The organism is Ruegeria sp. BHSB058 (assembly GCF_059613285.1).
This window is the reverse complement of sequence record NZ_JBXWSF010000025.1, coordinates 1-14961: the sequence shown is the minus strand read 5'-3', so window position 1 is coordinate 14961 and position 14961 is coordinate 1. Positions and strand designations below refer to the sequence as shown.

General features: G+C 55.7%; 15 protein-coding genes. 11 read left to right on the top strand and 4 right to left on the bottom strand.

The window, feature by feature from the left end; translation table 11 throughout:
- Positions 1 to 3 precede the first annotated feature (3 nt).
- Positions 4 to 447 (top strand): VOC family protein, encoded by a 444-nt coding sequence (locus tag AC2FNB_RS08715; protein ID WP_480749050.1) that lies wholly within the window; start codon positions 4 to 6, stop codon positions 445 to 447.
- A gap of 13 nt (positions 448 to 460) precedes the next feature.
- Here the strand turns inward: AC2FNB_RS08715 and AC2FNB_RS08710 are convergent, their stop codons facing one another.
- Positions 461 to 1336: a LysR family transcriptional regulator gene (locus AC2FNB_RS08710; protein ID WP_480749049.1), complete on the bottom strand. Its 876-nt coding sequence runs from the start codon at positions 1334 to 1336 to the stop codon at positions 461 to 463.
- A gap of 125 nt (positions 1337 to 1461) precedes the next feature.
- Here AC2FNB_RS08710 and AC2FNB_RS08705 point away from each other — a divergent pair, with 125 nt between their 5' ends.
- From AC2FNB_RS08705 to queF, 6 genes are all read left to right on the top strand, one after another.
- Positions 1462 to 2217, top strand: a complete 756-nt coding sequence (locus AC2FNB_RS08705; RefSeq protein ID WP_480749048.1) for a class II aldolase and adducin N-terminal domain-containing protein — start codon at positions 1462 to 1464, stop codon at positions 2215 to 2217.
- A gap of 26 nt (positions 2218 to 2243) precedes the next feature.
- The gene (locus AC2FNB_RS08700; RefSeq protein WP_480749047.1) at positions 2244 to 3233 is read left to right on the top strand and encodes a sterol desaturase family protein; all 990 of its coding nucleotides are present in this window, start codon (positions 2244 to 2246) and stop codon (positions 3231 to 3233) included.
- Between the two features lie 171 nt (positions 3234 to 3404).
- Positions 3405 to 4097, top strand: coding sequence for a 7-cyano-7-deazaguanine synthase QueC (gene queC, locus AC2FNB_RS08695; protein WP_496745721.1), 693 nt, complete (start codon positions 3405 to 3407; stop codon positions 4095 to 4097).
- Complete coding sequence (gene queD / locus AC2FNB_RS08690; RefSeq protein ID WP_496745719.1) at positions 4097 to 4453, top strand: 6-carboxytetrahydropterin synthase QueD; 357 nt, start codon at positions 4097 to 4099, stop codon at positions 4451 to 4453. The genes queC and queD overlap by 1 nt, the downstream gene beginning before the upstream one ends.
- On the top strand, positions 4450 to 5163 hold the full coding sequence (gene queE / locus AC2FNB_RS08685; RefSeq protein WP_496745717.1) for a 7-carboxy-7-deazaguanine synthase QueE: 714 nt from the start codon (positions 4450 to 4452) through the stop codon (positions 5161 to 5163). Before queD ends, queE begins: the two co-directional genes overlap by 4 nt.
- A 9-nt stretch (positions 5164 to 5172) precedes the next feature.
- Positions 5173 to 5640, top strand: coding sequence for a preQ(1) synthase (queF, locus tag AC2FNB_RS08680; RefSeq protein ID WP_480749043.1), 468 nt, complete (start codon positions 5173 to 5175; stop codon positions 5638 to 5640).
- Here queF and AC2FNB_RS08675 read toward each other — a convergent pair.
- Positions 5637 to 6575, bottom strand: coding sequence for a GlxA family transcriptional regulator (locus AC2FNB_RS08675; protein ID WP_496745714.1), 939 nt, complete (start codon positions 6573 to 6575; stop codon positions 5637 to 5639). The two genes, queF and AC2FNB_RS08675, sit on opposite strands and share 4 nt — an antisense overlap.
- A 75-nt stretch (positions 6576 to 6650) precedes the next feature.
- Between AC2FNB_RS08675 and AC2FNB_RS08670 the strand changes: the two genes are divergently transcribed.
- Genes AC2FNB_RS08670 through AC2FNB_RS08660 form a run of 3 tightly spaced genes read left to right on the top strand, consistent with a single transcriptional unit; the run spans position 6651 to position 10644 of the window.
- Positions 6651 to 7811, top strand: a complete 1161-nt coding sequence (locus AC2FNB_RS08670; RefSeq protein WP_480749041.1) for an acyl-CoA dehydrogenase family protein — start codon at positions 6651 to 6653, stop codon at positions 7809 to 7811.
- On the top strand, positions 7808 to 9868 hold the full coding sequence (locus AC2FNB_RS08665; protein WP_496745712.1) for an acetate--CoA ligase family protein: 2061 nt from the start codon (positions 7808 to 7810) through the stop codon (positions 9866 to 9868). The genes AC2FNB_RS08670 and AC2FNB_RS08665 overlap by 4 nt, the downstream gene beginning before the upstream one ends.
- Entirely contained in the window at positions 9865 to 10644 is a 780-nt protein-coding gene (locus tag AC2FNB_RS08660) for a carnitinyl-CoA dehydratase (protein WP_480749039.1), read from the top strand. The genes AC2FNB_RS08665 and AC2FNB_RS08660 overlap by 4 nt, the downstream gene beginning before the upstream one ends.
- Before the next feature lie 6 nt (positions 10645 to 10650).
- Here AC2FNB_RS08660 and AC2FNB_RS08655 read toward each other — a convergent pair whose 3' ends face one another.
- Positions 10651 to 11283 carry a class I SAM-dependent DNA methyltransferase gene (locus AC2FNB_RS08655; protein ID WP_496745710.1) on the bottom strand — a complete coding sequence of 211 codons (633 nt, stop codon included), beginning with the start codon at positions 11281 to 11283 and terminating at the stop codon, positions 10651 to 10653.
- Positions 11284 to 11370: 87 nt separating this feature from the next.
- Between AC2FNB_RS08655 and AC2FNB_RS08650 the strand changes: the two genes are divergently transcribed.
- The gene (locus tag AC2FNB_RS08650) at positions 11371 to 12234 is read left to right on the top strand and encodes an SDR family oxidoreductase (RefSeq protein ID WP_496745708.1); all 864 of its coding nucleotides are present in this window, start codon (positions 11371 to 11373) and stop codon (positions 12232 to 12234) included.
- A 280-nt stretch (positions 12235 to 12514) separates the two neighbouring features.
- On the opposite strand, the gene AC2FNB_RS08645 is transcribed toward AC2FNB_RS08650, so the two are convergent.
- The gene (locus AC2FNB_RS08645) at positions 12515 to 14557 is read right to left on the bottom strand and encodes an ATP-binding protein (protein ID WP_496745706.1); all 2043 of its coding nucleotides are present in this window, start codon (positions 14555 to 14557) and stop codon (positions 12515 to 12517) included.
- Positions 14558 to 14961: the final 404 nt, after the last annotated feature.

Genomic DNA, 14961 nt, shown 5'->3' with positions numbered 1-14961 from the left:
GCCATGGATTATGAAACGATAGAGGCCGATACGTTCGGCCGGTCCCTGAAGGGCATCGGATTGAACCTTCTCGTTCGGGATGTGAAGGCTGAATGCCATTTTTTAGAGACTGTTTTTGCGGCGAAATGTCATCAAGTTACGGCAGACTTCGCAATCGTTACGTATGGAAACCAGGTGTTTCAGCTGCATTCCGACGCAACGTATCATTCCAATCCCCTCCAAGGCCTCCTTCCAGAAAATCCGCCTAGGGGTGTTGGTATCGAGATCCGCCTATATGACACAAACCCCGACGTTTCGGTCGCAAAGGCAATGAAATACGGTGTTACTGTATTGCAAGAAGCGACGGACAAACCGCATGGTCTGCGCGAGGCGTACATTCTGTGCGAAAATGGATATGCTTGGGTGCCTAGTCGTCCAAAAGATCTGATGCCTACGAACGAGGCATGACATCGTGTGAACTTCATTTGTATTCTTCGGCCGCGATTTCGGACCGTATCCAGTTTGCAAACGAGATTGCTCCAGGCATCTCTTCGGCTTGAGGTGACAACAGCAGATAATAGGCCTCGGGCATCAGTACGCTGTGTTTGAATGGCGCCACCAGCCGACCCTCGGCCAAAAGGCGCGAAACGATCACTTTGTGACCCATGCACAGCCCTCCCCCAGCCATGGCTACAGAAAGACCGACCATATATGTGGTGGAATAGGTAATCGGAGGATTCTGCCAATTTAGACCCATATCTTCGGCCCAGGCGGCCCAATTTGCCAATAAGTTTGAACAGTCATAAAGCGGCTGGTCGTGCAGGTTTTCCAGCGTGACCGGGAAACTCGGGGCGCAGACAGGAAAATAGTAATCGGTTGTCAGCAATTCCGTCCGAACCGTATCCGCTGGGCGCAGCGAATACCGAATCTCAACCGCCGCGCCTTCGGCCATTTCCCGGGGCTCCCACAGCTCGGTATAGATGCTCAGGTGCACTTCGGGATGCATTGCTCGGAACTTCGGCAGGCGCGGGCCAAGCCAGTTCACAGCAAACGTGATGTTGCATTGAACCTGAACGGTGTTTTTCCGGTCTCCGGTCACGGCCTGCGTTCCCCTCAGCAAGGTCCGAAACGCGTCGCGCACGACCGGCAAATAGGTGATTCCCGCTTCGGTCAGTTCCAGTGCACGCGGGCGGCGATGAAACAAGGGTCGGCCTAGATGGCCCTCCAGAGATTTGATCTGCTGGCTGACAGCGCTTTGCGTCATGTTCAGGTCCCGCGCCGCGCCGGTGAAAGACAAGTGGCGCGCCGCTGCCTCGAACGTGCGAAGCCAACCGAGCGGAGGAAGGCGTGTCTGCATTTGCATAACCTTGGCATAAGTTTTGCTAATGAAGTAGCCGCTTTTTTTTCGTTGGTCAAAATCACACTGCGCATGCAGGTTTTCAGATGACCGAAGTCGCTGCCTTATTCCTCAGGAGAATCGCCATGAGTGTCACCAACCTGCGTCCCAACATCGACCATTGGCAGGATCGCGTGGATTTGGCTGCTGCCTTTCGCTGGACCGAACGACTGAATATGCACGAAGGAGTTGCCAACCACTTCAGCCTCGCCGTGAACGAGGATGGCACGCAATTCCTGATGAATCCGAACCAGATGCATTTCAAGCGCATCACGGCGTCGAACCTTCTGCTGCTCGACGCCAACGATCCGGACACAATGAAGAAACCCGGCGCCCCGGACCCTACCGCGTGGGGATTGCATGGCTCGATCCACCGGCTTTGTCCGCACGCGCGCTGTGTCATGCATGTCCATTCCACTTTTGTAACGGTTCTGGCCTCGCTCGCAGACAGCACTTTGCCGCCCATCGATCAGAACACCGCGACGTTTTACAATCGCTATGTGATTGACGAAGAATTTGGCGGTTTGGCTTTCGAAAGCGAAGGCGCGCGTTGTGCCTCGATGCTGTCGGACCCAAAAAAGAACGTGATGATCATGGGTAATCACGGCGTACTGGTCATCGGCAAGGACCCGGCTGATACCTTCAATCGACTCTATTATTTTGAACGCGCGGCTGAAACATATATCCGCGCGTTGCAAACCGGACAAAAACTGCGGGTTCTGCCCGATGAAATCGCAGAAAAGACCGCTCAGGAACTTGAGGATTATCCCGGTCAGGCCGAGGCGCATATGCGCGAAATCAAGGCCGTTCTGGATGCTGAAGGCTCCGATTACGCAAACTGACTCACCCTTTGCAGAGTGCTCACACCATGGCTGAAGTGTTACAAGATCCCGAATCCAACCGCTGGAATTATCGCCCCGAAACGGCTGTTCCCCTCAACCCCCTTTTCAATTGGCCACCACGCCCCGCGGCGGTTCTGAAATGGTACAGTGGCGCGTGGCTGCAGATCACGTCGCTCACCTTGTGCATGACGGTGGCGTTCATTGCCTATGTCTTTTTCTTGCCATCGCTTGAGTCGATGCAGAGCTTTTCGCCTGGCTGGATGTTCCGTGTCTGGCTGTTGAACATGGTGCCTCAGACGCTGGTTGCCGGTGGATTGCACTGGTGGCTCTACATGCGCAAGGGCCAGGGAATGCACAAGAAATTCGACCGCCGTGATCTGACCCGCAACAACGGTATTTTCACCTTTCGTAATCAGGTATGGGACAATATCTGGTGGACATTGGGCAGCGCGATGACCGTGGCAACCGTCTATCAGTGGATCATCTATTGGGCGATGGCAAATGGCTGGGCACCTGTTATCACCTGGGAACAGGCGCCGGTCTGGTTCGTGGTGTGGATGTTCTTTATCCCGATGTGGTCAGGGCTTCATTTCTATTGGGTCCACCGGTTGGAACACCATCCGAAACTGTACAAGCATGTGCATGCGGTACATCATCGTAATGTCAATGTTGGGCCGTGGTCGGGTATCTCGAACCATTGGTACGAAAACATGCTCTACTTCACGACCTATTTCATCCATCTGCTCGTGGCCTCGCACCCGCTGCATTTGTTGTATCATGTGTATTTCCAGCAGGTGAGCCCGATCCTGTCACACTCCGGCTTTGAAAAAATCAAGGCAAACGATACAGAAGCCGCGCGTGCCGGGGATTTCTTTCACCAACTGCATCACCGGTATTTCGAGTGCAACTATGGCACTTCGGAAATTCCGTTCGACAAATGGTTCGGCACCTATCACGACGGAACCGCAGCCGCGACCGACCGAACCCGGGCTTTCAAAAAGCAGATGTACACCTGAATTACACATCACTATCGGGCGGGGAGGCTTCTTGGTCGTCTTCGTCCGCATCGTCCTTGAATTGGGGTCAGGGACTTTACCTGCCCACTGCCCATCTGTTAAACGCACCCGGTCCGGATGGTCCGGACGCCGGTCGCAGCCTACCCGGCCTACAAAACAAGGATCTGAAAAGTGAAGACAATTGTCATCTGCTCTGGCGGACTGGATTCGGTTTCGTTGGCACACAAGGTGGCCGCCGAGCATGATTTGGTCGGACTGATCTCGTTCGACTATGGCCAGCGCCACCGGAAAGAGGTCGAATTCGCAGCCCGTTGTGCCCACCGGTTGGGTGTACCGCACGACCTGATCGACATGGGCCATATCGGAAGGCATCTCAGCGGTTCGGCCCTGACCGACGATGTGGATGTGCCAGACGGGCACTATGCCGAAGAGACAATGAAAGTTACCGTAGTTCCCAACCGCAACGCGATCATGCTGGCCATCGCCTTTGGTGTTGCCGCCGCCAAACAGGCGGATGCTGTGGCGACAGCAGTTCATGGCGGTGATCATTTCATCTATCCCGACTGTCGGCCGGAGTTCACCGAAGCATTCGAGGCAATGCAGGCAAAGGCGCTGGACGGATATGCCAGTGTTAGACTCTATACACCCTTTGTCCGGGTGCCAAAGTCGGCTATTGTGACCGAAGGCGCAAAGCATGGCACTCCCTTCGCTGACACATGGTCGTGTTACAAGGGCGGTGAAACCCATTGTGGGCGCTGCGGTACCTGTGTGGAACGACGAGAAGCGTTTCACATTGCAGGTGTCGAAGACCCCACCATTTATGCCGATCCGGAGTTCTGGAAAGCGGCTGTGGGGGTGGCCTGATGTTTCGTATCACCAAGGAGTTCCATTTCTCGGCCTCGCACCAGCTGTGCGACTTGCCCGACGATCATCCCTGTGCCCGATTGCACGGGCACAATTACGTGGTCGAAGTGGAACTGAGCGCCAGCGAACTGGATTTGAACGGGTTTGTGGTGGACTATCGCGAGTTGAAGCCGCTCAAAACCTGGATCGATGACGAGTTGGATCATCGACACCTCAACGACGTGTTTGGTCATGACATGGTAACTTCAGAACGGTTGGCGAAAGAGGTTTATGAATTCTGCAAGACACGCTGGGCACAAACCAGTGCGGTGCGCGTCAGCGAGACGCCAAAGACATGGGCGGAATACCGGCCATGACGCGCCTGCGCATTGCCGAGATTTTCGGTCCGACCATTCAGGGTGAGGGGGCCGTGATCGGTGTGCCGACCGTTTTCGTGCGTGCCGGCGGCTGTGATTATCGCTGTTCGTGGTGTGACAGCCTGCATGCTGTTGACAGTCGGTTCCGCCTTGAATGGTTGCCCATGACACCGGCAGAAATCATGGCCAAAGTCGAACAGTTATCCGGAGAAATGCCAATAACAGTGTCTATTTCCGGCGGAAATCCCGCCATACAAGACTTTTCGCCCGTGATCTCATTGGGCAAGTCCAAAGGTTATTCCTTTGTGATGGAAACCCAGGGCTCGGTCGCGCGGAATTGGTTCGACGAGTTGCAAACATTGATCCTCAGCCCCAAACCGCCGTCCTCCGGTGAAGTGATGGATTGGGACGTGTTCGGTGCTTGTGCCGCAATGAAAACGCATAAGGTACTCAAGATCGTGGTCTTTGATAACGCTGACTACAACTGGGCGCGCGAGGTTGCCGCGCGCTACCCGCAACTGCCGCTTTATCTGCAACCGGGCAACCACACGCCACCGCCGCCAGACTCGTATGATGCTGTCATTGACATGGGCGGTATCATGAACCGGTATGAATGGCTGATCGAAAAAACCCTGGGGGATCGTTGGTATGCCCCCACCATCCTGCCGCAACTGCATGTCCTGATTTGGGGCAACAGGCGCGGCGTATGAGGCTCTAACATGGCTAATCAAGACATCTATGCGAACCTGACCCAGCTTGGCGGCAAGACCGAGTTGCCCAAATCTCCCGATGAAGCGGTGCTGGAAAAAGTACCCAACCCGCAGGCCGGAACGGACTATGCGGTGCGGTTCACGGCGCCGGAGTTTACCTCACTCTGCCCGTTGACGGCCCAACCCGATTTTGCCCATATCGTGATCGACTATGTTCCGGGTGATTGGCTGGTCGAGAGCAAGTCGCTCAAGCTGTTTCTCGGCGCCTTTCGCAATCACGGTGCCTTCCACGAAGATTGCAGCGTGACCATCGGCAAGCGGCTGGAAGAGGTGCTGAAACCCAAATGGCTGCGCGTGGGTGCCTATTGGTATCCGCGGGGTGGTATTCCGATCGACGTGTTCTACCAATCTGGTCCGGAACTGTCAGGTGTCTGGATCCCGGATCAGGGCGTGCCGACCTATCGAGGGCGCGGTTAGCCGCGTAACGCGCGTGGAGTGGTGCCGAACTCTGTCCTGAATGCCCGCGTCATGGCGCTAGGATCGTCATACCCTGCCCGCAGAGCAATTTCGCCAATTGAGAGTTGGGTTTCCACCACCAGTTTGCGCGCCAAATTCAGGCGCAGGCGGCGATAAACCTGCGCTGGGCCGGCACCAAGATCGGCACGCATCTTTGCTTCGAGCACCTTTTGTGTCCGTCCGACGCGGCGGGCAATTACCGGGATTGGCAGCGGCGTTTCCAGGTGTTCCTGCATCAGCGCTAGAGCTTTGTTTACAAAAGCGCTGGACGACCCTGCGCCGCCACTGTGAGATCGCGCAGACTCCCGCGTCATAAAAAGCTGCGCTACCTCCAGCGCAAGGGCCTGCCCGTGGTCTTGTCCGATCAGGTGCATTACCAAATCGAACGCGGCCATCGCACCCGAACAGGTGATCCTGCGCCGATCGATGATGAACCTTTCCCGATGTACATCGACTTCGGGAAAGCGTTCGGAAAAGCCGGTCATCTCCTCCCAATGGATCGTGGCGCGATGACCATCCAGCAACCCGGCCTCAGCCAGCAGCCAGCTTCCTGTGTCCATTCCTGCTATCATGGAAAAACGGGTCGAAGCCGAACGCAGGCTTGCCTGCGTGCGCCACCCACTGTGCCCAAGATACCCATAGGACGGCATCACGACCAACATGTCGCCGGATGCATTGCCAAGCGTGTCATGCGGTGACACCTGCAAGCCAGAGGATGAGGTCACAGGGTCGGAGCCGAGCGACAGGAATTGCCAACGGTACAATGCCTTCCCCGACAGTGTATTGGCGGCACGCAGCGGTTCAACCGTGTTGGCAAGGCAATGATTGGAAAAGCCATCGAACAGCAGCACGCCGAATTGCTGCATTGCAGAGGTTGATTTTATCCAATCTTGCATGACTGATGTCTACTTCTGCATGAATATCGCTGCAACCCTGTTCAGGATAAACCCAACTCAGTCCGGAGACACAGAATGCAATACGGCTTGTCCGAAGAACAGGAAATGATTGCCGCAACTGTTCGCAGTTTCGTGGAGAACGAGATTTATCCGCACGAAGACCTGGTAGAGCGCACCGGCGAAGTGCCCAAGGAGATTGCGGACGAGATAAAGCGCAAGACGCTCGAACTTGGATTTTACGCCTGCAACTTCCCCGAAAGCGTCGGCTGCGCCGGGCTGAACCATCTTGAGTTCGCGTTGGTCGAACGAGAGTTGGGGCGTGGGTCAATGGCGCTGAACCATTTTTTTGGGCGCCCGCAGAATATCCTGATGGCCTGCGAAGGCGAGCAGATTGAACGTTACCTGATGCCCGCCGTGCGCGGTGAGCGAATGGATGCACTGGCGATGACCGAACCGGGCGCGGGGTCGGATGTGCGGGGCATGAAATGCTCGGCCGTCCGCGACGGAGGCGACTGGGTGGTCAACGGCACCAAGCATTTCATCTCGGGTGCCGATCACGCGGATTTCCTCATCGTGTTCATCGCGACCGGAGAAGACCAGACACCCAAAGGCCCCAAGAAGCGGATTACGGCCTTTCTCGTCGATCGCGGAACGCCCGGATTCACGATCCGTGATGGGTACAAGTCGGTCAGTCATCGGGGATACAAGAACATGATCCTTGATTTCGACGACTGCCGCCTGCCGGACGCACAGGTTCTGGGCAATGTCGACGGCGGGTTCGAGGTGATGAACACCTGGCTTTATGCCACCCGGATCACGGTGGCGACCATGTCGGTCGGTCGCGCGCGCAGGTGCTTTGACTATGCCTTGGACTACGCCGCAACACGCGAGCAATTCGGCCAGAAAATCGGCAAGTTTCAGGGCGTATCTTTCCAGATCGCGGACATGATCACCGAGATCGACGCAGCCGATCTGCTGACCCTTTCAGCAGCGGACCGGTTGGACAAGGGACTTCCTGCCAACCGCGAGATTGCCTCGGCCAAGCTCTATGCGTCCGAGATGCTGGCGCGGGTAACCGATGCCGCAATCCAGATTCACGGCGGTATGGGTCTGATGGACGATTATCCACTGGAGCGGTTTTGGCGTGACGCGCGGGTCGAGCGGATCTGGGACGGCACATCGGAAATCCAGCGCCATATCATCAGCCGTGACTTGTTGAGGGCGCTTGGGGCATGACCTCCGTGTCAGAATTCACTCCAGAAATGCGAGAAACCACCAAGTTAGAGTCTCTGAAACGCGTTCTGCATTATCGTTCTCTTGCGGTTATTGGTGGCGGAGTGTGGTGCGCCGAAATCATTCGGCAAGTTCGAAAGTTCGGGTTCTCCGGCCCGGTTTGGCCGGTTCACCCAAAGGCGACCGAGATCGCCGGTGAGCCCGTGTTCGCGACCATCGAGGCCTTGCCCGAAGCGCCGGATGCCGTTTTTATCGGCATCAACCGCCACGCCACTATCGAGGCCGTGGAAGTTCTGTCGCGAAGCGGCGCCGGCGGAGCGATCTGCTTTGCTTCCGGCTTTACAGAGGCCCTGGCCGAGGATGCCGGATCAGCGGACTTGCAGGCGCGGTTGGTGGCGGCGGCTGGAGACATGCCGATCCTTGGGCCGAATTGCTATGGTTTCATAAACGCGCTGGACCGCGTCGTGATCTGGCCGGACCAGCACGGCATGCGGCATGTCGACCGCGGCGTTGCCATCCTGACGCAAAGTTCGAACATCGCTATCAACATGACGATGCAGCGGCGCGCCTTGCCATTGGCTTTCATGCTGACATGTGGGAATCAGGCCCAGACCCATCAGGCCGAGATCGCAATGGCCCTGTTGGATGATCCCCGGATCACCGCAATCGGCGTTCACATCGAAGGCTTTGGTGATCTGAGAAAGTGGGAAGCCCTGGCCGCCCGCGCGCGTGAACGGGATGTACCGATCGTCGCGCTGAAAATGGGCAAGTCTTCGCATGCACAGACCGCGACCGTGTCGCATACCGCCTCGCTTGCCGGCAGCGATGCCGGTGCGCAAGCCTTTCTGGACCGGCTTGGGATCGCGCGGTTGGACGACGTGCCAAGTTTTCTGGAGACGTTGAAGCTGCTCCATGTTTCAGGCCGGCTGGAAGGAAACGGGATCAGCACAATCAGTTGCTCGGGTGGCGAGGCCAGTCTGACCGCTGACATGGCTGTTGGGCGTAACTTGCATTTCCCGCCCCTGACCGATTGTCAAAAGGCTGATTTGCGCGCAGCACTTGGGCCGATGGTCGCCTTGGCGAACCCTCTGGACTATCACACCTATATCTGGCGCGATACGCCAGCAATGACCCGGGCGTGGATGAGCATGACCGGTCCGGATGTGGCTCTAACATTAGCCATTGTTGACTATCCGCACACAGATGCCACCGATTGGGAATGCGCGACACAAGCCGCGCTGAACTGTGCGCAAGAAGGGAAGCCATTCGCTGTCGCCGCGACCTTGCCAGAACTTATGCCGGAAACCGTTGCAAAAACCCTCATGGCTGGCGGGGTTGTTCCCTTTGCCGGCCTGCATGAAGCCTTGGCAGCAGCAGAGGCGGCGACTCGGCCCTTGCCGAGCTTGGCGGACGCCGTGTTGTTGCCAAGAAACCTCGAGGCTGACGTTGTTCTGACCGAGGCGGAAGCCAAGGCAGAGTTGGCGGCCTTCGGTCTGAAAATACCTCGCAGCGTGACGGTGCGGCCGGATCAAGCCGTCAACGCAATCCGATCCATGAAGGGGCCATTTGCGGTCAAGGGCGTTGGTCTGGCACACAAGTCCGAACATGGGGCGGTTTTGCTGGGCGTGGAGATCAAAAACATTGCAGATGCTGTCGACAAAGTTGGAACACCGGAAGTTCTGATCGAAGAAATGGCAACCGGAGGCGTTGCCGAGTTGTTGGTGGGCGTCACCCGCGACCCGGCGCATGGGTATGTACTGACTATTGGGGCAGGTGGCATACTGGCTGAAATCCTGCGCGACACCGTCTCAATGCTGATCCCCTCCGCCCGCGCGGCCATTCGTGAATCACTTGATCTCTTGGCCTGCGCCCCGCTGTTGGCAGGATATCGTGGAAGACCAGGTGTCGATCTCGACGCGGTGCTTGATGCGGTCGAGGCGGTGCAAGCCTATGTCATTGCCAATGCGGACAGCGTTGGTGAAGTTGAAATAAATCCGTTGATATGTACGGCGACCAGCGCGGTCGCTGTGGATGCCCTCATTCGAAAGGCAAGCTCATGAATCCAGTTAAAACCAAGCGTGATGGCGCGATCCTTGAAATCACCCTGGACCGCCCCAAGGCGAATGCGATCGACCTGCAGACAAGCCGGATTATGGGTGAGGTATTTCGCGACTTTCGCGACGACCCGGATTTGCGCGTGGCCATTCTGACGGGTGGTGGCGAGAAGTTTTTTTGCCCTGGTTGGGATCTGAAGGCCGCAGCCGATGGCGACGCCGTCGATGGTGACTATGGCGTCGGCGGCTTTGGCGGTTTGCAGGAATTGCGCGACATGAACAAGCCCGTTATCGCGGCAGTGAACGGAATAGCCTGCGGTGGCGGTCTGGAACTGGCGTTGAGCGCCGATATGATCGTGGCAGCGGATCATGCGACCTTTGCATTGCCCGAAATCAGGTCGGGCACCGTGGCCGACGCCGCCAGCGTGAAATTGCCCAAACGCATTCCTTATCATATCGCGATGGAGTTGCTTTTGACCGGCCGCTGGTTTGACGCGACCGAGGCACAACGTTGGGGGATGGTGAACGAGATTGTCCCGCCCGATCAGTTGATGGATCGCGCTTGGGAGTTGGCGCGCCTTCTCGCAAGCGGCCCGCCGCTGGTCTATTCCGCGATAAAAGAGATCGTTCGCGAGGCGGAGGATTCCAAGTTTCAGGATATCATGAATCGGATCACCAAACGTCAGCTGGCGACGGTCGATATCCTTTATGCGTCCGAGGATAATCTCGAAGGCGCCCGCGCATTCGCCGAAAAGCGCGATCCGGTCTGGAAAGGGAAATAAGACGGCTCAGGTCTTTTCGAACAGGGCGACAAGGGCGGTGTCGTCCTTGTTCGGTCCGGCTGCCAGATCTCCGTAAATACGGACTTCTTTGAGTTTCAGGTTCTCAATCTGTCCGTTCTGCAAGTCGCGTAATATGTCAGCAAAACCTTTTGCTTCATAGTGCTTTGCATTGATCGACAAGGCAAACTGCGCCCCACGCCGGGCGACCCGCAGCAGGGCAGGAAGCGCCTCGGGGCCAAGGTGGCCGTGCGTGAAAGTACCCGAGGAAACGATCCCGGAATAGTTTTCCCGTGGAACTGGAATACCCAGGTTCAGATCGGCCTCGATGGCATCGCGATAGATGTCCTTGCGCATCGCTTCGGCCAGCATCTCGGGGCTTATGTCGGTGGCATCGATCGGGCCGACGCCCAAACCGGCCAGCACCGCGCCGCACAGTCCGGTTCCCGCTCCCACATCCAGTACCGGACCTTGCCCCCCGGCGGCAACAAAGGCGCGGGCGGTTTGGACGTGAAGTTGATAATCTTCGAGCGCTGCGAAACTGTCGTCATAATCACCGGCCCATTCGGCATAAAGCCGTTTGTGGTCTTCCGGTGTTTCCAGCGCATAGGCGGCGTGCAGGTCGGGTGTCTTTTTGCTCATGCCCCATGAAAGGCCCAAGGGGAGATTCGAATCAAGTGCGTCCATCGGGCGCTTGCATCGTCCAGCATTGCAGCCCATCAAGGTAACATGACAGGCACACTTCTTTCTTTTGGACACGGATATTCTGCTCAGGCGCTGTCGCGTCTGCTGATCCCCCGTGGATGGCGCGTTATCGGCACGACGCGAAACACAGAACAGGTTGATAAAATTCAGAAATCCGGAGCAGAGCCGACTATTTGGCCGGGTTCCTTGCCGTCGTTTGATGGTGTGACTCACATGCTGATCTCGACCTCTCCCACCTCGGCGGGTGATCCTGTACTTGCCGCGCTGGGCGATGAGATCGTGGCGAGGGCGGGGCAACTCGAGTGGGTCGGCTATTTGTCGACAACGGCGGTCTATGGCGATCATGATGGTGGATGGGTGGATGAAACCACGCCACCGGAACCGGCCGCCGAGCGCGGGCGCTGGCGGGTGATGGCCGAGGAACAGTGGTCCGCTATCCCGGGATTGCCTCTGCACATCTTCCGGCTGGCGGGAATCTATGGGCCGGGGCGGGGACCATTTTCCAAGTTGCGAAAAGGTGGGTTGCGGCGAATTATCAAGCCTGAACAAGTATTTAGCCGTATACACGTTGACGATATCGCACAGGTTCTGGCGGCATCGATGGCACGCCCAAATCCGGGTGCGATTTACAATGTGTGTGATGATGAGCCGGTGCCGCCGCAGGATGTGATTGGGTATGCTGCTGAGTTGCAGGGGTTGCCGCTGCCGCCCGCCGTGCCGTTCGACGAGGCTGACATGACCCCGATGGCCCGCAGTTTTTATATGGAAAACAAGCGGGTACACAATGATCGGATCAAGGATGAGCTGGGGATCGAGCTGATCTATCCGAACTACAGGGTCGGGCTGGAAGCGCTGATGAAGGAGGCCGACGGCACGGAATCCGGATGAATTGTCCAATTTGTACCGGTCCCAGAGGGCAAGGTGCCATTTTGTACAGTTCCGGAACGGTCAAATCGCGCCCCCACCGCCGCCTTCCCGCCCTGCCGAACGCAGCAAATGGGAGTGGATTTTCCGGCCGGACGAACCCGTCCAGAAAGATTTGGTCATGTCTTGACGTCATGTTGGTCTGCAGTGCGGGACCTTGCCGATTTTAGCCGCGCCTGCAAACTATTGGGCAAGATAAAAGGCTACAAATCAGCCGTTCGCTACCATTGCAGCAATAAGTACCTCAACCCCTGCGCAGCCCAGCTGCATTCAGCGTAGCCTCATTTCGCGCCCAAGCATTGTTCACCAAATCTTGCCATTGCACGACTTCGATTGAGCCGTTCACATCACCCTGTAGGGGCATAATTCTACCCTGTCCATTCGCAGTTTTTGGCCAAGTAGACAGCTGCTTCTTAAGGTCTCCGACAATGTCAGCTACGACGTAACAGTAAAAAACACAGTCTTCCGCTATTCTAATTCGCTCTCTCCCAAATCCTTCGACCTCTTCACCACGCAACTCATCGATGTACTTGGTGATTTGAAAGTGAATCTGATCTTCCGCACCGTAGATTTTACGACCGGGTTTTTTGAATTCAACAATCATTACTTTATCTAACGGACGGCTCGTATCGACTTTTTCACCACCCCTTTGTGGGTCTCCAACGCCGAGGCCGCTGGCATAGTCCCATACTAAAAGATCGGCTCGGTCAGCGTTCTCGGAGTTCTCAAGAAGGTTATCGAAACGCTTGTCGGAAGAAAAAGCTCGCGTGAATGCAAGGCGTTCATCCAGTATCCACAAGTCATGTGAACGTGATCGCTTCTCAGTTGGATCATCTCCGCGAACATGCATCGGCACGATGAAGGAATGGAGAGTTTTTTCCAGATGAAAATCATCTTTTTTCCCATCTCGTTCGCGAACCCTTGTCAGCAAACGGTCAAACAAATCGAGGACGAGTTTTCGACGGACGACGTGTTGAGCCAACGCAAGCTGTTCTGAAGATTGAAGTTCTTTGACTGCACGCTCTAATGTTTCTTCAAAGTTCTTAGGAACGTCTTCGTCTTCCTTGAGCAATTGAATGGCTTTTTCCATTGCCACCTGACGTTCTTCGTCTCGCCTAATCTGATATTTCACTAGCCCAGTCGCAAACTCTTCGGGAGTTGTAGCATTGATGGGTACGCGGTTAAGTTGCACCTCTGGCTCGTCAAACCCATAAATTGGATGCCTTACAACGAAGTCATCGTAGCTTTGTCTTCGACAAGCTTCATATTCTTTGACCTGGTCGGATAAGACCGTTTTGCGCACTTGTTCTACGCAGGCTCTAGAGATCTCTTTTAGTTTGGCTTCCGGAATATTAAATGCTGTTCGGCCCTCGTTGACGCGTTCGTCAAAGTATTCGCTTCTGACGCACCCATGAAAGTACAAATCGTCTCTATCTCCAATGCTGATGCTACTAAGGCCTATCAGTCCGTCGATTTTGCGAGACTCTACAGTCCTATTGTTTGCCAGAAGGTGAAGTTGGTGGTTGCCTTCTAAGCCGGTGCTTGCTTCTTTTTCGCAAGCATAGCCGCTTACTGAGAATGTGCCGAAGTCTTCAACTTCGAAATTCCCAGTGTCCAGTTTGCGTCCAATCACTAAGTCGGTAATAGCAGAAGGGTAATTCGTGACGTCTCCATCAAGCGTTACTTGGACGGCAGTGCCTTGTCCAACAAGAAAATCAGCGATGAAGTGGGCGCTGAAGTACCTGAGGAATGATGATTTCTGCTTTGGAAAGTGCTTACGGTAACTATCTGTGCGCAAACCTTCGCAGATTATAGTGGTACCGATCTCGGAGCGCCCCGTGTACCCGTTTTCGAGGTGTTCTTCGACGATCTGCTCGTCATTGTTGAGCACGAACTTAAAGCACCGCCGATTGATGGCACCTTCTGACCAATAGACACTGTCAACGCGGACGTTTTTGAAAGCATCCAGCCAAAACAAGCGACCGACACCCTTACCACCTTTCGCCCGTTTGAAGTCAGTGTCAATGGTCTGGAATGCTTCGTACCTTCTCAAATCTAGGCCTATGCCATTGTCCGTGATCTCGACACGAAACTTGTCTGCTTTCGATAAATTTTCGATTTCGATCCGGACCAGTCCGTCGACTTTTGACCCTGCTTCGACTCGATCTTCAATTGCGTAAAGTGCGTTGCTGACAGCTTCAAAAAGCGGTTGAAGCGCATGAGCAGCATCAGCTGGTTTGGGCAGTTTTCGGACTCTATTTTCAATATTAGGAATAAGTGAGGGCATTCTTCGAATCTCGTAATAGTTGTTCGAAGAGCTATGCAAACTACTCGTCAATTGTCACCCTACGTTTCTCTAACAAGATTGCGGTATTTTGTCTGAGAGACAGGTCGACGAAGGTCCCAAGGCCTCAAGCCACTATTCAGAATGCACAGGAAAGAAGAACAAGTCGATCGACTAGGCCAGCAGGGAAAACAGCTGGCCCAACGTCCAGTTAGTGCGGTTCGCATAAAGCTGCACGAGCGAAGCCCCAAATGGTCTGAAGGTCCGCTCAGGCCTCAAATCAAACCAGCACGCTGTCGCGACACGTTTAAATATTCTCTGATCCGCGCCGTCTGGCCTCTTGTGATGGCCGGGCGTCGCTCCATATCTGGTGGGTCGGGTGCGAGGCTCCGCCCGGCTGCCGCAAG